The 19321-nt window shown below is 69.1% G+C and carries 12 protein-coding genes and 1 riboswitch; all 12 genes read left to right on the plus strand.

Going from position 1 to position 19321, the window contains the following annotated elements; translation table 11 throughout:
• The coding region (locus tag CWC38_RS01330) for a molybdenum cofactor biosynthesis protein MoaE (RefSeq protein WP_133306226.1) at positions 1-430 on the plus strand (430 nt) is incomplete at its 5' end.
• A 1-nt stretch (position 431) separates the two neighbouring features.
• Positions 432-1268: a formate dehydrogenase accessory sulfurtransferase FdhD gene (gene fdhD / locus CWC38_RS01335; RefSeq protein WP_121845055.1), complete on the plus strand. Its 837-nt coding sequence runs from the start codon at positions 432-434 to the stop codon at positions 1266-1268.
• 291 nt (positions 1269-1559) lie between these two features.
• Entirely contained in the window at positions 1560-2093 is a 534-nt protein-coding gene (gene rplJ / locus CWC38_RS01340) for a 50S ribosomal protein L10 (protein WP_121845056.1), read from the plus strand.
• 129 nt (positions 2094-2222) lie between these two features.
• Complete coding sequence (gene rplL / locus CWC38_RS01345; protein WP_121845057.1) at positions 2223-2609, plus strand: 50S ribosomal protein L7/L12; 387 nt, start codon at positions 2223-2225, stop codon at positions 2607-2609.
• A gap of 190 nt (positions 2610-2799) precedes the next feature.
• Positions 2800-2917, plus strand: a riboswitch (glycine riboswitch).
• 160 nt (positions 2918-3077) lie between these two features.
• The gene (gcvP, locus tag CWC38_RS01350) at positions 3078-5972 is read left to right on the plus strand and encodes an aminomethyl-transferring glycine dehydrogenase (RefSeq protein WP_121845058.1); all 2895 of its coding nucleotides are present in this window, start codon (positions 3078-3080) and stop codon (positions 5970-5972) included.
• Complete coding sequence (gene gcvT, locus CWC38_RS01355) at positions 5972-7117, plus strand: glycine cleavage system aminomethyltransferase GcvT (protein WP_121845059.1); 1146 nt, start codon at positions 5972-5974, stop codon at positions 7115-7117. The genes gcvP and gcvT overlap by 1 nt, the downstream gene beginning before the upstream one ends.
• A gap of 169 nt (positions 7118-7286) precedes the next feature.
• A complete protein-coding gene (locus tag CWC38_RS01360; protein ID WP_121845060.1) occupies positions 7287-8030 on the plus strand; it encodes an MBL fold metallo-hydrolase in 744 nt (247 codons plus the stop codon).
• 284 nt (positions 8031-8314) lie between these two features.
• On the plus strand, positions 8315-11824 hold the full coding sequence (gene rpoB, locus CWC38_RS01365; protein ID WP_121845061.1) for a DNA-directed RNA polymerase subunit beta: 3510 nt from the start codon (positions 8315-8317) through the stop codon (positions 11822-11824).
• Between the two features lie 65 nt (positions 11825-11889).
• Positions 11890-15780 carry a DNA-directed RNA polymerase subunit beta' gene (locus tag CWC38_RS01370; protein ID WP_121845062.1) on the plus strand — a complete coding sequence of 1297 codons (3891 nt, stop codon included), beginning with the start codon at positions 11890-11892 and terminating at the stop codon, positions 15778-15780.
• A gap of 416 nt (positions 15781-16196) precedes the next feature.
• Positions 16197-16571, plus strand: coding sequence for a 30S ribosomal protein S12 (rpsL, locus tag CWC38_RS01375; protein WP_012397684.1), 375 nt, complete (start codon positions 16197-16199; stop codon positions 16569-16571).
• Positions 16571-17041 (plus strand): 30S ribosomal protein S7, encoded by a 471-nt coding sequence (gene rpsG / locus CWC38_RS01380; protein WP_012397685.1) that lies wholly within the window; start codon positions 16571-16573, stop codon positions 17039-17041. Before rpsL ends, rpsG begins: the two co-directional genes overlap by 1 nt.
• A gap of 78 nt (positions 17042-17119) precedes the next feature.
• Positions 17120-19234: an elongation factor G gene (gene fusA, locus CWC38_RS01385; RefSeq protein WP_121845063.1), complete on the plus strand. Its 2115-nt coding sequence runs from the start codon at positions 17120-17122 to the stop codon at positions 19232-19234.
• The last annotated feature ends 87 nt before the right edge of the window (positions 19235-19321 follow it).

The following is a 19321-nucleotide window of genomic DNA, read 5'->3' on the forward strand; positions in this document are numbered from 1 at the left end:
CGCGGGAACCGTGCTGCACGCGGGGGTCACCGACGACCCGCTGGACGCCGCCCGGGCGCAGCGCGAGGTGGCCCACCCGGGCTGCGGCGCGGTGGTGGGCTTCAGCGGCGTGATCCGCGACCACGACGGCGGCCGGGGGGGCGTGACGGGCCTCGAGTACAGCGCGCACCCGAGTGCCGGGGACGCCCTGCGGGCCGTGGTCCGGGAGGTCGCCGCGCAGCACCCGGGGACCAGGGTGTGGGCGGAGCACCGGATCGGGGCGCTCGCGGTGGGGGACAGCGCGCTGGAGGTGGCCGTCGCGGCGGCGCACCGGGCCGAGGCCTTCGCGGTGTGCTCCCGGATCGTGGACCGCATCAAGGAGGGGGTGCCCATCTGGAAGCGGGAGAGCTTCCGGGACGGGCAGCACACCTGGGTGGGGCTGGAGGGCTGAGATGGCGGCACGGATCATCGTCCCCGCGCGTGTGCGCACGTTCGACGCCCACGGCGAGGTGACGGCGGGCCCGGACCGGCTCGCGGGGGAGGAGCCCCTGGAGATCCGCCTGGACGGGGAGCAGTTCACGGTGACCATGCGCACTCCGGGACAGGACTTCGCGCTCGTGACGGGTCTGCTGCTGAGCGAGGCCGTGATCACGGAGGTGTCCCACATCGTGAAGATGGACTACCGCTCGGGCGTGGACCGGGACGGGCACCGCACCTACAACGTGGTGGACGTGCGCCTCGCGCCCGGGGCGCCCGGGCCGCAGCGGGGAGCACAGCGGCAGGTCTTCACCTCGTCCTCGTGCGGGGTGTGCGGCACCCCGTCCCTGGACAGCGTGGTGAAGCCGTCCGCGTATCCCGTGGCGCCGCCGCGTCCCCTCGTGCCGGCCGCCCGGCTCGTGGCGCTGCCGGACGAGCTGCGGGAGCACCAGCGGGTCTTCGACGCCACGGGGGGTGTGCACGCGGCCGCCCTGTTCCCCGTGGGGCGGCGGGAGCCGCTCGTGGTGAGCGAGGACGTGGGGCGTCACAACGCCGTGGACAAGGTGGTTGGCTGGGCCGTGCAGCGCGGTCTGCTGCCGCTGCACGAGACGGTCCTGCAGGTCTCCGCACGAGCGTCCTTCGAGCTCGTGAGCAAGGCCGCCATGGCCGGGATCCCCGTGCTCTCGGCGGGGAGCGCGCCCTCCGCCCTGGCCGTGGCGCACGGGCGCGAGCGCGGCGTCACCGTGGTGGGCTTCAACCGGCGGGGCCGCTGCAACGTCTACACCCACCCCGGGCGCATCACCGCGGAGTGACCGGCACGGGTGCCGCAGCACGGGGGATTTGGTGGGCCGCCAAGGGCTGGGGTACGGTGGCAGCACCAAAGACCGCCGGTCATCATGCGCGCCCCCGGTGCGCGTGGTCGAAGAGGTCCTCGGCAACGAGGACCGTCCAGCGCAGGTGAACCAGCACGAATCCTTCAGTCGAACCCGCACCTGCGTGTGCGTGGATCGGCGGTGGTCGAGCCCCGGGCATCTGCGCGGGGCTTTTGTCGTTTCTCCTCACGGGGACGCGGAGCCGGCATCCACATGTAAGGAAGGAGCACCATGGCGAATCCTGAAAAGGCTGCCGCGGTTGCAGAGTTGAAGGACTTGTTCTCCAACTCGCACGCTGCCGTCCTGACGGAGTACCGCGGGCTCACCGTGGCCCAGCTCAAGACGCTGCGCCGCACGCTGGGTGAGAACGCCGAATACGCCGTGGTGAAGAACACGCTCACCGCCATTGCGGCGCGCGAATCCGGAATCGACGCGTTCGAGGGAAAGCTCCAGGGCCCCTCGGCCATCGCGTTCGTCTCCGGTGACGCCGTCGCGACCGCCAAGAGCCTGCGTGACTTCGCCAAGGACAACCCCCAGCTGATCGTCAAGGGCGGTTACCTGGACGGCGTCGCGATGGACGAGACCGAGATCAAGAAGCTCGCGGACCTCGAGTCCCGCGAGGTTCTGCTGGCCAAGGTCGCCGGTGCCGCCAAGGCGTCGATGTCCAAGGCTGCCGCGCTGTTCCAGGCCCCGCTGTCCAAGACCGTGCGCACCGCGGAAGCACTGCGCGCCAAGCTGGACGAGCAGGGCGAGAACGCCGCCTGATCCCTCCGGGGACACCCAGGTTCCGGGTGGTCGGGCACCGCGCCCGTCACGCACCCGTGTTCTTCTCACCACGCACACCTCGCCGGCGCCACCCGCACCGGCACCACGTACAAGTAAGGAGCCAACACCATGGCCAAGCTGACCACCGATGAACTGATCGAGGCCTTCAAGGAACTGTCCCTCATCGAGCTCTCCGAGTTCGTGAAGGCGTTCGAGGAGACCTTCGACGTCACCGCCGCCGCCCCCGTGGCCGTGGCCGGTGCCGCCCCCGCTGCCGGCGACGCCGGTGCCGCCGAGGAGGAGAAGACCGAGTTCGACGTCGTCCTCGAGTCCGCCGGTGACAAGAAGATCCAGGTCATCAAGGAAGTTCGCGGCCTGACCTCCCTGGGCCTCAAGGAAGCCAAGGACCTCGTGGACAGCGCCCCCAAGGCCGTCCTCGAAGGCGCCACCAAGGAAGCCGCTGACAAGGCGAAGGAAGCCCTCGAGGGCGCCGGCGCCACCGTCACCGTCAAGTGATTCCGGGCGCCCCGAGCGCCTGCCGCACTCGCGCGAGCGTCCGCTGACGCCGCACGCGCGGCTCACTGCAGAACCCCGCACCGTCCGGTGCGGGGTTCTGTGCGTCCCGGGCCCGCCGCACCGGTCCCGCTGCCGGGGGCGTTCACGGCACGGGTGTGATGTGCAAGACTGTGAGCGACCATCTGGCCGTCACAGTGCGGCGGGAGAGTGTGGCGGGTCGGCGGCCGGTAACGGTTGCGGACGGAGCCATCGCCGAAGGAGCAAACCCTCCCCGGGAATCTCTCAGGCACCCGTACCGCCGCACCAGGCCACTCTGAAGAGTCCGGCGCCCACGCGGCGCCCGGACACCGTCGGGGCAGGTCGGGGGTGCGGGCTGCTGCACCCACCGGCGAAATCTCTCAGGTTCGGAACAGAGCGGGGAGGACTCACCGGGCCCGCGTGCCCACAAGCAGCCCAGGAGACCGTCGCATGTCTTTCCTGTCACGCCACATCGGCCCCGACGCCGATGACCTCACCACCATGCTCCGCGCCGTGGGTGCCGAGAGCCTGGACCAGCTGATCGACCGTGCCGTTCCGGAGAGTATCCGACTGCGCGACACCCTCGACCTCCCCGAGCCCCTGGACGAGCCGGAGGCGCTGTCCGCGCTGCGCCGCATCGCGTCCCGCAACACCGTGATGCGCCAGATGATCGGCCAGGGCTACCACGACACCGTGACCCCTGCCGCGATCCGCCGCAACATCCTGGAGAACCCGGGCTTCTACACCTCCTACACGCCGTACCAGCCGGAGATCTCCCAGGGCCGCCTGGAGCTGCTGCTCACGTTCCAGAACGCGGTCATCGATCTCACCGGTCTGGAGGTCGCGAACGCGTCCCTGCTGGACGAGTCCTCCGCCGTGGCCGAGGCCGTGCTGATGATGCGCCGCGCCAACCGCCGCTCCAAGAGCTCCCGCGTGCTCGTGGACAGCCGGAGCCTCCCGCAGACCCTCGCGGTGCTCACGGGGCGCACCCGGGCCGCGGGGATCGAGCTCGTGCTCGCGGACCTCGGCGATCCCGACGCCGCCGCGCGAGCGGTTGCGGACGGCGAGTTCTTCGGCGTGGTCGTCGCCCAGGTCGGCGCGGACGGGGACGTCACGGATCCCACCGCCGTGATCGGCGCCGCCCACGAGGCGGGCGCGCTCGTCACCGTGAGCACGGACCTGCTCGCGCTGACCATGCTGCGCAGCCCGGGAGAGATGGGGGCGGACATCGCGGTGGGCTCGGCCCAGCGCTTCGGGGTGCCCCTTTTCTTCGGCGGACCCCACGCCGCGTTCATGGCCTCCCGCAAGGGCACGGAGCGTTCCCTGCCGGGCCGCATCGTGGGCGTCTCCACGGACTCCGCGGGCGCCCCCGCCTACCGGCTGGCCCTGCAGACGCGCGAGCAGCACATCCGCCGGGAGAAGGCCACCTCCAACATCTGCACGGCCCAGGCGCTGCTCGCCATCGTGGCCGCCGCGTACGCCGTGCACCACGGCCCGGCGGCGCTGCGCGCCCTGGCCGAGCGGCTGCACGGAATGGCCGCTGACCTCGCGGCGGGGCTGCGCGCGCGGGGCATCGAGGTGGCGCACGAGCGCTTCTTCGACACCGTGACCTTCTCCGTGCCGGGCCAGGCCGACGCCGTCGTGGCCGCCGCCGCGGACCGCGGCCTGAACCTGCGCCGCGTGGACGGGGACACCGTGGGCGTGAGCTTCGGTGAGCCCCACACGGACCGGGACGTGGCCGAGGTCCTCACGGCCGTGGGCGAGGCCTGCGGTGGCGCCGAAGCGGAGGACACCGTGGACGCCGCGGCCTTCGACCTCCCACAGGACGCGCTGCGCACGGACGAGTACATGACGCACCCCGTGTTCCACACGCACCGCTCCGAGACGTCCCTGATGCGCTGGCTGCGCGAGCTCTCCGACAAGGACCTCGCACTGGACCGGACCATGATCCCGCTGGGCTCGTGCACGATGAAGCTCAACGCGGCCGCGGAGATGGAGCCCATTTCCTGGCCCGAGTTCGCGAGCATCCACCCCCTGGCCCCCGCGGAGCAGACCCGTGGCTGGACCGAGCTGATCGAGCAGCTGCAGGACTGGCTCGCGGAGATCACCGGTTACGCCGCGGTCTCCGTCCAGCCGAACGCGGGCTCCCAGGGCGAGCTCGCCGGCCTGCTGGCCATCCGCCGCTACCAGGTGGACCGCGGCGAGGACCAGCGCAAGACCATCCTGATCCCGTCCTCCGCCCACGGCACCAACGCGGCGTCGGCCGTGCTCGCGGACCTGAAGGTCGTGGTGGTGGCCACCGCCCAGGACGGCACGATCGACCAGGGTGACCTCGCCGCCAAGATCGAGTCCGTGGGTGACGAGCTCGCGGGCATCATGGTCACCTACCCGTCCACCCACGGTGTGTACGACACCGACATCACCCAGGTCTGTGCCGCGGTGCACGACGCCGGTGGCCAGGTCTACGTGGACGGCGCCAACCTGAACGCGCTCATGGGACTGGCCCGCCCCGGCCGCTTCGGCGGGGACGTCTCCCACCTGAACCTGCACAAGACGTTCTGCATCCCCCACGGCGGCGGCGGGCCCGGTGTCGGCCCCGTGGCGGTGGCCGAGCACCTCGTGCCCTACCTCCCGGGCAACCCCGCCGCCGCGGACCTCACCGAGCGCGGTGCCGGCTTCCCCGTGGCCGAGGCCCCGCACGGCTCCGCAGGCGTGCTGCCCATCACCTGGATGTACATCGCGATGACCGGTGCGCAGGGTCTGACCGAGTCCTCGCGCACGGCCGTGCTGGGCGCTAACTACATCTCCCGGCAGCTCTCGGACGTGTTCCCCACCCTCTACACCGGGGACGGCGGGCTCGTGGCCCACGAGTGCATCCTGGACCTGCGGCCCATGACCAAGGCCTCCGGCGTCACCGCCGAGGACGTCTGCAAGCGGCTCGTGGACTTCGGCTTCCACGCGCCCACCCTGGCGTTCCCCGTGGCCGGCACGCTCATGGTGGAGCCCACAGAGTCCGAGGGGCTCGAGGAGCTGGACCGGTTCATCGAGGCCATGCGCACCATCCACGCGGAGATGCAGGAGATCGCGGACGGCGCGGTGGCCCTGGAGGACTCCGTGATCCGCCACGCCCCGCACACCGCCCAGGTGCTCACAGCGGACGAGTGGGACCGCTCCTACCCCCGCTCGCAGGCCGGCTACCCCGTGCCCACGCTGCGCCGTGTGAAGTACTGGCCCCCGGTGGGCCGCATCGACAACGCCGCGGGGGACCGGAACCTCGTGTGCGAGTGCCCACCCATCGAGGCGTTCGACGCCGCGTACACCGCAGCTGCGGGACAGGAGAAGTGATGAGCGAGCGTCAGACCGCACTGCACGGTGCCCACGAGGAGCTGGGTGCCCGGTTCACCGACTTCGGCGGCTGGTCCATGCCCGTCCGCTACGCGAGCGACACCGCGGAGCACCATGCCGTGCGCCGCGGCGCCGGGATCTTCGACCTCTCCCACATGGGGGAGGTGGAGGTCGTCGGGGCCCAGGCCGGGGCGTTCCTGGACCACGCGCTCGTGGGGGTGCTCTCCACCATTGGTGTGGGGCGCGCCAAGTACTCGGTGATCGTGGACGAGGACGGCCGCGTGCTGGACGACCTCATCACCTACCGGCTCGCCGAGGACCGCTACCTGGTGGTGCCGAACGCGGGCAACCAGGAGACCGTGGTGCGCGCCCTGCAGCAGCGTACGGAGGGCTTCGACGTCACGGTGACCGACCGGGGTGCCGAGACCTCCCTGGTCGCGGTCCAGGGTCCGCGGGCACTGGAGGTGCTCGAGGCCACCGGACTGGAGCCCTCCGAGGACGTCGCCGCTCTCAAGTACTACGCGTGCGCCACCGCACGCTGCGCGGGCGTGGAGGTGCTCGCGGCCCGCACGGGCTACACCGGCGAGGACGGCTTCGAGCTGTACTGCGCCAACGAGCACGCCACGACCCTGTGGGACGCGTTGCTCGCCACGGCCGGGGAGCTCGGCACGGAGGAGGCCCCCGTGCAGGCCGCGGGGCTCGCCGCACGCGACTCCCTGCGGCTCGAGGCCGGCATGCCGCTCTACGGCCACGAGCTCTCCACCGAGATCACCCCGGTGGAGGCCGGGCTCGGCAAGCTCGTGGAGATCGCGCTGCGCAAGAAGGACGAGGCGGGCACCCGCACGGTGGGACACGACGCGCTCGCGGCCATGCTGCGGGACGCTCCCGCGCGCACCCTGATCGGGCTGGAGGGTCTCGGGCGCAAACCGCTGCGCGCGGGCTACACCGTGCTCGCGGGTGAGCGCCCGGTGGGGGAGATCACCAGTGGCCTCCCCTCGCCCACGCTCGGCAAGCCCGTGGCCATGGCCCTGGTGACCACGTACGCCCTCGAGGAGATCGCCGCCGGGAACGTGAGTGTCCAGGACGCCCGGGGCCGCGGCGTCGAGGTCGCCCGGACGGCCATGCCCTTCTACAGGCGGGGCTGACGCGCACGGGAACGACCCCCAGGGGTGGTGCCGCGAACGGGTCTGCCGGGAGTAACCTCCCAGCAGGCCCGTTCCGTCGTGCCGAGCCCGTGCCGGTGCCCGCGTGGACGGCGCGGGTCGCCGAGAAGTCCCCGTGCGCCGTCGCGGGCGGAGGAAGAAGGAGAACACCGTGTTCGTGCGAGACGTCGCCCCCGGGATCCACATGGTCCAGAGCCACCACGTGAACTGCTACCTGCTGGAGGACGAGGACGGGCTGACCCTCGTGGACGCCGGGCTGCCGCGGGTGTGGAACGAGCTGGGGTGGGCCGTGCGAGAGCTGGGCCGGACACCGGCAGACCTGAAAGCACTCGTGCTCACCCACGCCCACTTCGACCACGTGGGCGTCGCCGCGAAGCTCGTGGCCCGGCTGGGGATCCCCGTGCACGCCCACCAGCGGGAGCGCCACCTCGCGGCGCACCCCTACAGCTACGCGCACGAGAGCCCGGCGGCCCTCTACCCGCTCAGGCACCCGCGCGCGGTCCCGGTGCTCGCCTCGATGCTCGCGGGCGGAGCCGCGGGCGTGCGTGGAGTTGCCGTGACGCACGATCTCGCCGTGGGGGAGACGGTGCCCGTGCCGGGCCGTCCCAGGGTGGTCCTCACGGCCGGGCACACGTACGGCCACTGCGCGCTGCACGTCCCGGCCGCCGACGCCGTGCTGTCGGGCGATGCGCTCGTCACCCTCGATCCGTACACGGGTCTGACCGGTCCTCGGGTGGTGGCCGGCGCTGCCACCGCGGACGCGGCCACGGCCCTCGAGTCCCTCGGCGCGATCGCGGCCACGGGGGCCCGCACGGTCCTGCCCGGTCACGGCGACCCGTGGCGCCTGGGCGCGACCCGGGCAGCGGAGCAGGCGAGGGCGAACGGGGTTGCCTGAGCGGGACCGGGTGCCGCCCGCGCCGTCGGGCGGCGTCCTCCCGGACCGGCCGGGCGGACGCGCGGCGGGCATGTTACGTCGCGGAGGGGGATTCGTCCAGCACCGGTGTGGACAACCTGCCGGATCTGGCCTAGGCTAGTGCTTTGCGTTGTCCCTTATGCATGCGTGCCTTCATATAGCGGTGGGCGCCGCAGGGGCGGTCGGCGATTCTCCTCGTGACCGGCCCCTTTTTCTCTCCCCGGGAACCTCGCGTATTCACTGCATGTCTGTGGAAGGATCACATCTTGGTCGCCTCGAGCACCGATACGAACGTCTCCGCCAACCACCCCACGAGCGATAACATTCCTCGCCGCGTCTCCTTCGCGAAGATCCACGAACCGCTGGACGTCCCCAACCTGCTGGCCCTGCAGACCGACAGCTTCGACCGCCTGGTGGGCAACGAGCGCTGGCAGGCCCGCGTGGTCGAGGCCCAGGAGACCGGGGACACGAGCGTGTCCACCACGTCCGGGCTCTCCGACATCTTCGAGGAGATCTCCCCGATCGAGGACTTCCAGGGGACCATGTCCCTCTCGTTCTCGGAGCCGGAGTTCTACGACCCCAAGTACACGATGGACGAGTGCAAGGACCGTGACGCCACCTACTCGGCGCCGCTGTACGTCAAGGCCGAGTTCATGAACAACACCACGGGCGAGATCAAGCAGCAGACCGTGTTCATGGGGGACTTCCCCCTCATGACCGACAAGGGCACGTTCGTGATCAACGGGTCCGAGCGCGTGGTGGTCTCCCAGCTCGTGCGTTCCCCGGGCGCCTACTTCGAGAAGGGCCAGGACCGCACGTCCGACAAGGACATCTACTCCGCCAAGATCATCCCCTCCCGCGGTGCGTGGTTCGAGCTCGAGATCGACAAGCGCGACCAGGTGGGCGTGCGTCTGGACCGCAAGCGCAAGCAGTCCGTGACCGTCCTGCTCAAGGCGCTCGGCTGGACCGAGGCCAAGATCCTCGAGGAGTTCGGCGAGTTCGACTCCATCCGCGCGACCCTCGAGAAGGACACCACGGAGACCCGCGAGGAGGCGCTGCTGGACATCTACCGCAAGCTGCGCCCGGGGGAGCCGCCCACGGTGGACGCCGCCCAGTCCCTGCTGGACAACATGTACTTCAACCCCAAGCGCTACGACCTCGCCAAGGTGGGCCGCTACAAGCTCAACCGCAAGCTCGGTCTGGACAAGCCGTTCACGGACCCGGACGCCTCCGTGCTGTCCCTGGACGACATCGTGGCCATGATCCGCTACCTCGTCACCCTGCACGACGGGGGCTCCACCATGCCCGGCACGCGTGACGGCGAGGCCCGCGAGATCCACGTGGACGTGGACGACATCGACCACTTCGGCAACCGTCGCATCCGCGCCGTGGGCGAGCTGATCGAGAACCAGATCCGCACGGGTCTCTCCCGCATGGAGCGCGTGGTGCGCGAGCGGATGACCACCCAGGACGTCGAGGCCATCACGCCGCAGACCCTGATCAACATCCGCCCCGTGGTGGCCGCGATCAAGGAGTTCTTCGGAACCTCCCAGCTGTCGCAGTTCATGGACCAGAACAACCCGCTCGCGGGTCTGACCCACAAGCGTCGGCTCTCCGCACTGGGCCCCGGTGGCCTCTCGCGCGACCGCGCGGGCATGGAGGTCCGCGACGTCCACCCCTCGCACTACGGCCGCATGTGCCCGATCGAGACCCCCGAGGGCTCCAACATCGGCCTGATCGGCTCGCTCGCCACCTACGCGCGCATCAACCCCTTCGGGTTCCTCGAGACGCCCTACCGCAAGGTCGTGGACGGCACCGTCACCGACGACGTCGTCTACCTCACGGCGGACGACGAGCGCGGGCTCACCATTGCGCAGGCCAACGCCCCGCTGACCGACGACGGCCACTTCGCCGAGGACGCCGTCCTGGCGCGTGCCTCCGACGGCTCCGGCGAGGCCGTGCTCGTGGCCCCCGAGGACATCGAGTTCATGGACGTCTCCCCGCGCCAGATGGTGTCGGTGGCGACCGCCCTGATCCCGTACCTCGAGCACGACGACGCCAACCGCGCGCTCATGGGTGCCAACATGCAGCGTCAGGCCGTGCCGCTGCTCACGTCCGAGGCTCCGCTCGTGGGCACCGGCATGGAGCGCTACGCCGCCCTGGACGCCGGCGACTCCGTCCTGGCCACCAAGCCGGGCGTGGTCGAGGAGGTCTCCGCAGACCTCGTCACGGTGCTCAACGACGACGGCACCACGAAGCTCTACCTGATCAACAAGTTCGTGCGCTCCAACCCGGGCAACACGTACAACCAGCGCGTGATCGTCTCCGAGGGTCAGCGCGTGGAGCCCCGCACCGTGATCGCCGACGGCCCTTCCACGGACCACGGCGAGCTCGCGCTGGGCAAGAACCTGCTGATCGCGTACATGTCCTGGGAGGGCCTCAACTACGAGGACGCCATCATCCTGTCCCAGCGCATGGTCTCCGAGGACGTCCTGACGTCCATCCACATCGAGGAGCACGAGATCGACGCCCGCGACACCAAACTCGGTGCCGAGGAGATCACCCGTGACATCCCGAACGTGTCGGAGGAGGTGCTCTCGGCGCTGGACGAGCGCGGCATCATCCACATCGGTGCCGAGGTGCAGGCCGGGGATATCCTGGTGGGCAAGGTCACGCCCAAGGGCGAGACCGAGCTGACCCCCGAGGAGCGTCTGCTGCGCGCCATCTTCGGCGAGAAGTCCCGCGAGGTGCGCGACACCTCCCTGAAGGTGCCCCACGGCGAGTCCGGCACCGTGATCGGCGTGCGCGTCTTCGACCGCGAGGACGAGGACGACGACCTGCCCGCCGGTGTCAACCAGGTGGTGCGCGTGTACGTGGCGCAGAAGCGCAAGATCACGGACGGCGACAAGCTGGCCGGGCGTCACGGCAACAAGGGCGTCATCTCCAAGATCCTGCCCGTCGAGGACATGCCGTTCATGGAGGACGGCACCCCGGTGGACGTGATCCTCAACCCGCTGGGCGTGCCCGGGCGCATGAACCTCGGCCAGGTGCTCGAGGTCCACACCGGCTGGCTCGCCAAGCAGGGCTGGAACATCGAGGGCAACCCCGAGTGGCTGGACGGGCTGAGCAACTTCCCCAAGAGCAGCGGACCCACGAACGTGGCCACCCCGGTGTTCGACGGCGCCCGCGAGGACGAGATCTTCGACCTGCTGGACCACACCAACCCCACGCGGGACGGTCAGCGCCTGATCGGGCGCTCCGGCAAGGCCAAGCTGTTCGACGGCCGCTCCGGCCAGCCCTTCCCGGACCCGGTGTCCGTGGGCTACCAGTACATCTTGAAGCTGCACCACCTCGTGGACGACAAGATCCACGCGCGCTCCACCGGCCCCTACTCCATGATCACCCAGCAGCCGCTGGGCGGTAAGGCGCAGTTCGGCGGTCAGCGCTTCGGCGAGATGGAGGTGTGGGCGCTCGAGGCGTACGGCGCCGCCTACACGCTCCAGGAGCTGCTCACGGTCAAGTCCGACGACGTCCACGGCCGCGTGAAGGTGTACGAGGCCATTGTCAAGGGCGAGAACATCCCGGAGCCGGGTGTGCCCGAGTCCTTCAAGGTGCTCATCAAGGAGATGCAGTCCCTGTGCCTGAACGTGGAGGTCCTCTCCGCTGACGGCAACACGGTGGAGATGCGTGACTCCGAGGACGACAGCTTCCGGGCTGCCGACGAGCTCGGCATCGACCTCTCCCACTCCGAGCCCAGCTCGGTCGAAGAGGTCTGAGAACGCTCCCGTCCACAGTTCAGCCCGACAGACTTCAGGATTTTACGAAAGAGGGACAGGACCTTATGTCCAACGATTCTTCACTGGGCCTCATGCAGATCGGCCTGGCCACTGCGGATCAGATCCGCGGCTGGTCCTACGGCGAGGTCAAGAAGCCGGAAACCATCAACTACCGCACGCTCAAGCCCGAGAAGGACGGCTTGTTCTGCGAGAAGATCTTCGGTCCCACCCGGGACTGGGAGTGCTACTGCGGCAAGTACAAGCGCGTGCGCTACAAGGGCATCATCTGTGAGCGCTGCGGCGTCGAGGTGACGCGGGCGAAGGTGCGCCGTGAGCGCATGGGCCACATCGAGCTCGCCGCTCCCGTGACCCACATCTGGTACTTCAAGGGCGTTCCGTCGCGCCTGGGCTACCTGCTGGACCTCGCGCCCAAGGACCTCGAGAAGGTCATCTACTTCGCGGCGTACATGATCACGTCCGTGGACGAGCAGGCCCGCCACGACGACCTGCCCAACCTGCAGGCGGCTATCGACCGCGAGAAGAAGCAGTTCGAGGACACCCGGGACGCGGACATCAACGCGATCGCCCGTGACCTCGAGAACGACCTCGCGCGCGTCGAGGAGGAGGGCGGCAAGGCGGCGGAGAAGCGCAAGCTGCGCGACTCCGCGGACCGTCAGATGGCGAACGTGCGCAAGCGCGCGGACCGCGAGATCGACTACCTGGAGAAGGTCTGGGACCGCTTCAAGAACCTCAAGGTCAACGACCTCGAGGGCGACGAGGCCCTGTACCGCCAGATGGTGGACCGCTACGGCATGTACTTCGAGGGCTCCATGGGCGCCGAGTCCATCAAGAAGCGTCTCGAGAGCTTCGACCTCGCGGCCGAGGCCGAGTCGCTGCGCGAGACCATTGCCACGGGCAAGGGCCAGCGCAAGACCCGTGCCCTGAAGCGCCTCAAGGTGGTCAACGCGTTCCTCACCACGGACAACTCGCCGCTGGGCATGGTCCTGGACGCCGTCCCGGTGATCCCGCCGGAACTGCGCCCCATGGTGCAGCTGGACGGCGGCCGGTTCGCGACCTCCGACCTCAACGACCTCTACCGTCGTGTGATCAACCGCAACAACCGCCTCAAGCGGCTGCTGGACCTCGGTGCCCCCGAGATCATCGTGAACAACGAGAAGCGCATGCTGCAGGAGGCCGTGGACTCGCTGTTCGACAACGGCCGTCGCGGTCGCCCGGTCACCGGACCCGGCAACCGTGCGCTGAAGTCCCTGTCCGACATGCTCAAGGGCAAGCAGGGCCGCTTCCGCCAGAACCTCCTGGGCAAGCGCGTGGACTACTCCGGCCGTTCCGTGATCGTGGTCGGTCCCCAGCTGAAGCTGCACCAGTGCGGTCTGCCCAAGCAGATGGCCCTGGAGCTGTTCAAGCCCTTCGTGATGAAGCGCCTGGTGGACCTGAACCACGCGCAGAACATCAAGTCCGCCAAGCGCATGGTGGAGCGCTACCGCCCGCAGGTGTGGGACGTCCTCGAAGAGGTCATCACCGAGCACCCCGTGCTGCTGAACCGCGCCCCCACCCTGCACCGTCTGGGCATCCAGGCGTTCGAGCCGCAGCTGGTGGAGGGCAAGGCCATCCAGCTGCACCCGCTCGTGTGCGGCGCGTTCAACGCGGACTTCGACGGTGACCAGATGGCCGTGCACCTGCCGCTGTCGCCGGAGGCCCAGGCCGAGGCGCGCGTGCTGATGCTGTCCTCGAACAACATCCTCAAGCCCTCGGACGGCAAGCCGATCGCCCTGCCCTCGCAGGACATGATCATCGGCCTCTACCACCTCACCACCGTGCGTGAGGGCTGGGCCGGGGAGGGCAACAGCTACTCCTCCGTGGCCGAGGCCATCATGGCCAACGACTCCGGCGAGCTGCACCTCAACGCGAAGTGCAGGATCCGTCTCGAGGACTTCGTGCCGTACGCCGGCTGGGAGGCCCCCGAGGGCTGGGAGCCGGGTCAGCCCGCCGTCGTGGAGACCACTCTGGGACGCGTGCTGTTCAACGAGACCCTGCCCGAGGACTACCCGTGGGACGAGAACGTCGCGGACAAGAAGCACCTGTCCGCGCTCGTGAACGACCTGGCGGAACGCTACCCGATGACCCGCGTGGCCAAGACGCTGGACAACCTCAAGGACGCCGGCTTCCACTGGGCCTCCCGCTCGGGCGTCACGGTGGCCATCTCGGACATCGCGACCCCGCCGGAGAAGCCCGCCATCATGGAGGGCTACGAGGCGCAGGCCGCGCGCATCCAGGGCCAGTACGACAAGGGCCTGATCGACGACGACGAGCGCCGCTCGGAGCTCATCGACATCTGGTCCAAGGCCACGGACGAGGTCGCCCAGGCCATGCGCGACAACCTCGAGCCCACCAACACCATCAACCGCATGGTGTCCTCGGGTGCGCGAGGCAACTGGATGCAGGTCCGTCAGATCGCGGGCATCCGCGGCCTCGTGGCCAACCCGAAGGGCGAGATCATGCCCCGCCCCATCAAGTCCTCCTACCGTGAGGGCCTGTCGGTGCTGGAGTACTTCATCGCCACCCACGGTGCCCGCAAGGGCCTCGCGGACACCGCCCTGCGTACCGCGAACTCGGGCTACCTGACCCGTCGTCTGGTGGACGTCTCGCAGGACGTGATCGTGCGCGAGTCCGACTGCCAGACCGTGCGCGGTCTGACCCTCCCGCTCGCGGACGTCACCGACACCGGTGTGCGCACGCTGCAGGAGGACGTGGAGAACACGGTGCACGGCCGCGTGCTGGCCAGTGCCGTGGCGGACGAGAACGGCGAGGTGCTGGCCGAGGCCGGTGCGGACATGTCCGACGCCATGATCGAGAAGCTCTACGCCGCGGGTGTGGACCAGGTGCGCGTGCGCTCCGTGCTCACGTGCGAGTCCGCGGTGGGCGTGTGCGCCGCGTGCTACGGCCGCTCCCTGGCCACCAACCAGCTGGTGGACATCGGCGAGGCCGTGGGCATCGTGGCCGCGCAGTCCATCGGCGAGCCCGGCACCCAGCTGACCATGCGCACGTTCCACACCGGTGGTGTGGCGTCCTCGGACGGTGACATCACGCAGGGTCTGCCCCGTATCCAGGAGCTCTTCGAGGCCCGCACGCCCAAGGGTGTGGCCCCGATCTCCGAGGTGGCCGGCCGGATCCGCATCGAGGACACGGACAAGTCCCTCAAGATCGTCGTGGTCCCGGACAACGGCGACGAGGAGTTCGCGTACCCCGTGCTGCGCCGTGCCAAGCTGCTCGTGGCGGACGGCGACCACGTGGACGTGGGCCAGCAGCTCGTCACCGGTGCGGTGGACCCCAAGGAGGTGCTGCGCATCCGCGGTCCCCGCGAGGCGCAGAAGCACCTCGTGGACGAGGTCCAGGGCGTGTACCGCTCCCAGGGCGTGGGCATCCACGACAAGCACGTGGAGGTCATCGTGCGGCAGATGCTGCGGCGCGTGACCATCATCGAGTCCGGTGACACCGCGCTGCTGCCGGGTGAGCTGGTGGACAACGTGCGCTTCCTCGAGGCCAACCGCGGTGCGGTGGCCGAGGGCAAGCGTCCGGCGGCCGGCCGCCCCGAGCTCATGGGCATCACCAAGGCCTCGCTCGCCACGGACTCGTGGCTGTCCGCCGCGTCCTTCCAGGAGACCACGCGTGTCCTCACGCAGGCCGCCATGGAGGGCAAGTCGGATCCGCTGCTGGGCCTGAAGGAGAACGTCATCATCGGCAAGCTCATCCCCGCGGGTACCGGTCTGGACCGGTACAACAGCGTGGACGTGGAGCCCACCGAGGAGGCGAAGGCCCAGATGTTCACGGATCCGTCCGCGTTCGCCGACTTCAGCTACGCCGAGGAGAACGCCGGCGGACTCGGTTCCGAGTTCCAGGCGATCCCGCTCGACGACTACGACTTCGGCGGCAACTGAGCTGGTGGAGTAGTCCGCCTGCCGCCGGTGTCCGGACACCGGCGGCAGGCGCGGCATGAGGTCCCGGAGCCCGGGCGCGTCTTCCTCTCGGGGGAGCGCGCTCGGGCTCCGTCTCGTCCGGCCCGTCCCGCCACGACGACGCCGCCGGGCCCGGTCAGCCAGCCCGTTTTCGCGGGCGCGTGCGCACCTGCTACGATGGCTCAGAATTGCTCGATTCCGGGCAGTCTGCAATGAGATGGCAAATCGGACTCCGTCCTGTGGTACGCACCCTGTACCTAGATGCCATCTTTCGTCATGCTCTGTGGCACCTTCCGTGCGGTGTGCACCGCCCGGGCAGGCCGCCGGGCACCCCGGAGTCAATGTTCCGTCACCGGCGGGTCCGGCACACACCGGTCCCCGCTCCAACAGGAGGCACTGTGCCAACTATCCAGCAACTGGTCCGCAAGGGCCGGCACTCCAAGGTCGTGAAGACCAAGGCTCCCGCGCTCAAGGGCAACCCCATGAAGCGCGGCGTCTGCACCCGCGTGTTCACCACCACCCCCAAGAAGCCCAACTCGGCGCTGCGCAAGGTGGCCCGTGTGAAGCTCAACGGCGGCGTGGAGGTCACGGCCTACATCCCCGGCGAGGGCCACAACCTGCAGGAGCACTCCATCGTGCTCGTGCGCGGCGGTCGTGTGAAGGACCTCCCCGGCGTTCGCTACAAGATCGTGCGCGGCGCGCTCGACACCCAGGGTGTCAAGGGTCGCCAGCAGGCCCGCTCCCGCTACGGCGCCAAGAAGGAGAAGAAGTAATGCCTCGTAAAGGTCCCGCTCCCAAGCGCCCCCTCGTCGTCGATCCCGTCTACGGCTCGCCCGTGGTCACGCAGCTGATCAACAAGGTCCTGCAGGACGGCAAGAAGTCCACCGCCGAGCGCATCGTCTACGGTGCCCTCGAGGGTGTGCGCAACAAGACCAACTCCGATCCCGTGGCCACGCTGAAGAAGGCCCTCGAGAACGTGAAGCCGGCCCTCGAGGTCCGCTCCCGTCGCGTGGGCGGCGCCACCTACCAGGTGCCCGTGGAGGTCAAGGCCGGACGTGCGCAGGCTCTGTCCCTGCGCTGGCTCGTGGGCTACTCCAAGGCCCGCCGCGAGAACACCATGACCGAGCGTCTGCAGAACGAGATCCTGGACGCGTCCAACGGTCTCGGTGCCGCCGTGAAGCGCCGCGAGGACACTCACAAGATGGCCGAATCCAACAAGGCCTTCGCCCACTACCGCTGGTAAAATTCGGTAGTCCTGTCGGCCCCGCTCCGGCGGGGCCGACACCAGGGCCCGGCACCACCTTTTACGAAGGGAACCATCGTGGCACTCGACGTGCTTACCGACCTCAAGAAGGTCCGCAATATCGGCATCATGGCTCACATCGATGCCGGTAAGACCACGACCACCGAACGAATCCTGTTCTACACGGGCATCAACCACAAGCTCGGCGAGACGCACGACGGTGCCTCCACGATGGACTGGATGGCGCAGGAGCAGGAACGCGGCATCACCATCACCTCGGCCGCGACCTCGTGCTACTGGCACGACTACCAGATCAACATCATCGACACCCCGGGTCACGTGGACTTCACGGTCGAGGTCGAGCGCTCCCTGCGCGTGCTCGACGGCGCGGTGGCCGTCTTCGACGGCAAGGAGGGCGTGGAGCCCCAGTCCGAGACCGTGTGGCGCCAGGCCGACAAGTACGAAGTCCCCCGCATCTGCTTCGTCAACAAGATGGACAAGCTCGGCGCGGACTTCTACTTCACCGTGGACACGATCAAGTCCCGCCTGGGTGCCACCCCGCTCGTGCTGCAGCTGCCCATCGGCGCCGAGAACGACTTCGTGGGCGTCGTGGACCTCATCACCATGAAGGCCCTCGTCTGGGAGGGTGACTCCAAGGGTGACGTCTCCCTCGGTGCCAAGTACGAGACCCGCGAGATCCCCGAGGACCTCCAGGACCGCGCCGCGGAGTACCGCAACCAGCTGGTCGAGGCCGTGGCCGAGGCCGACGACGACCTCATGGAGAAGTACCTCGGCGGCGAGGAGCTGACCGAGGACGAGATCAAGACCGGCGTGCGCAAGCTGACCACCTCCTCGGCCGCCTACCCCGTGCTGTGCGGCTCCGCCTTCAAGAACCGTGGCGTTCAGCCCATGCTCGACGCCGTGGTGGACTACCTGCCCTCCCCCCTGGACGTGGAGGACGTGCAGGGTCACGCCGTCAACGACGAGGAAGAGGTGCTCACCCGCACCGCCGACGCCAACGGTCCCTTCGCGGCACTGGCGTTCAAGGTGGCCTCGCACCCGTTCTACGGCCAGCTGACCTACATCCGCGTGTACTCCGGCAAGGCCAAGGCCGGTGAGCAGGTGATGAACTCCACCAAGGGCAAGCGCGAGCGCATCGGCAAGCTCTTCCAGATGCACTCCAACAAGGAGAACCCGGTGGAGGAGATCTCCGCCGGCCACATCTACGCCGCGATCGGTCTGAAGGACACCACCACGGGTGACACCCTGTGCGACTCCTCCAACCCGATCGTGCTGGAGTCCATGAGCTTCCCGAAGCCCGTGATCTTCGTGGCCATCGAGCCGAAGACCAAGGGTGACCAGGAGAAGCTCTCCACCGCCATCCAGAAGCTCTCCGCGGAGGACCCCACGTTCACGGTGTCCCTCAACGACGAGACCGGCCAGACCGAGATCGGTGGCATGGGCGAGCTGCACCTGGACATCCTCGTGGACCGCATGAAGCGCGAGTTCCGTGTGGAGGCCAACGTGGGCAAGCCCCAGGTGGCCTACCGCGAGACCATCAAGAAGGCCGTCGAGAAGGTCGACTACACCCACAAGAAGCAGACGGGTGGTTCCGGGCAGTTCGCGAAGGTGCAGGTCTCCTTCGAGCCGCTGCCCCTGGACGCCGAGGAGCTGTACGAGTTCGACAACGCCGTGACCGGTGGTCGCGTGCCGCGTGAGTACATCCCCTCCGTGGACCACGGCATCCAGGACGCCATGCAGCTCGGCATCCTCGCCGGGTACCCGGTCGTGGGCGTCAAGGCCACTCTCGTCGACGGCGCGTACCACGACGTCGACTCCTCGGAGATGGCGTTCAAGATCGCCGGTTCCATGGTGTTCAAGGAGGGCGCGCGCCGCGCCAACCCGGTGCTGCTCGAGCCGCTCATGGCGGTCGAGGTGCGTACGCCGGAGGAGTACATGGGCGACGTCATCGGCGACCTGAACTCCCGTCGCGGCCAGATCCAGTCCATGGAGGACGTCACGGGTGTGAAGCTCGTGCAGGCTCTGGTCCCGCTGTCCGAGATGTTCGGCTACATCGGCGACCTGCGTTCCAAGACGCAGGGCCGCGCCGTGTACTCGATGCAGTTCGACAGCTACTCAGAGGTCCCCAAGGCCGTGGCCGAGGAGATCATCCAGAAGAACCGCGGCGAGTGAGCCCCTCGGGGCCCGCCCCGAGATTTCAGTAAATTCGTAATCCAGAAGTAGACTTGCACAGGTTTCGACACGCTCAGCGCCGATGCG

Source organism: Kocuria tytonicola (assembly GCF_003687455.1).
In the GTDB taxonomy this organism is placed as follows: Bacteria; Actinomycetota; Actinomycetes; order Actinomycetales; family Micrococcaceae; genus Kocuria; species Kocuria tytonicola.

Bases quoted from the DNA above. Each gene is read 5' to 3' on its own strand.
- fdhD (WP_121845055.1), top strand. From the start codon at position 432: ATGGCGGCACGGATCATCGTCCCCGCGCGTGTGCGCACGTTCGACGCC.
- rplJ (WP_121845056.1), top strand. From the start codon at position 1,560: ATGGCGAATCCTGAAAAGGCTGCCGCGGTTGCAGAGTTGAAGGACTTG.
- gcvP (WP_121845058.1), top strand. From the start codon at position 3,078: ATGTCTTTCCTGTCACGCCACATCGGCCCCGACGCCGATGACCTCACC.
- gcvT (WP_121845059.1), top strand. From the start codon at position 5,972: ATGAGCGAGCGTCAGACCGCACTGCACGGTGCCCACGAGGAGCTGGGT.
- rplL (WP_121845057.1), top strand. From the start codon at position 2,223: ATGGCCAAGCTGACCACCGATGAACTGATCGAGGCCTTCAAGGAACTG.
- CWC38_RS01370 (WP_121845062.1), top strand. From the start codon at position 11,890: ATGTCCAACGATTCTTCACTGGGCCTCATGCAGATCGGCCTGGCCACT.
- rpsG (WP_012397685.1), top strand. From the start codon at position 16,571: ATGCCTCGTAAAGGTCCCGCTCCCAAGCGCCCCCTCGTCGTCGATCCC.